The organism is Desulfosporosinus sp. OT (assembly GCF_000224515.1).
Lineage (GTDB): Bacteria > Bacillota > Desulfitobacteriia > Desulfitobacteriales > Desulfitobacteriaceae > Desulfosporosinus.
The window spans coordinates 1-477 of record NZ_AGAF01000156.1; the positions used below are offsets into that span (position 1 = coordinate 1).

The following is a 477-nucleotide window of genomic DNA, read 5'->3' on the forward strand; positions in this document are numbered from 1 at the left end:
CATGATCGAATCCCCGGTGGCAGCCAAGGCATCCTTTTTCGCCATTTATGGAGGCTTATTCTTCCTGGGCATTTTCCTGGGGGCGCTGTTCATTATGGCCACCGTGCTGATCATTTATTACAAGCAGGTTTCCGAGGGGTATGACGATAAAGCCCGCTTTGAAATCATGCAGAAAGTGGGTATGAGCCGTGAAGAGGTGAAAGGCTCCATCCGCAGTCAGGTCCTGACCGTATTTTTCCTGCCCCTGGTTACCGCCGGGATTCATATTGCCTTCGCTTTTCCTATCATAACTAAATTGCTGGCCGTACTGAATCTCACTAATGTGGGTTTGTTCGCCTGGTGCACAGTGGGTACCATCTTGGTTTTCGCCCTGTTCTATGCCCTTGTCTACGGGCTGACGGCCAAAGTGTATTACCGGATTGTCAGCTGGGGGACGTCTGTATAAGCGGCTGCCTGATCAGAAGCCTCCGTTCAGCG

The 477-nt window shown here is 51.6% G+C and carries 1 protein-coding gene; it reads left to right on the plus strand.

The features are described 5' to 3' along the window. A partial coding sequence (locus DOT_RS14395; RefSeq protein WP_009620116.1) for an FtsX-like permease family protein occupies nucleotides 1–445 on the plus strand: 445 nt, incomplete at its 5' end. Nucleotides 446–477: the final 32 nt, after the last annotated feature.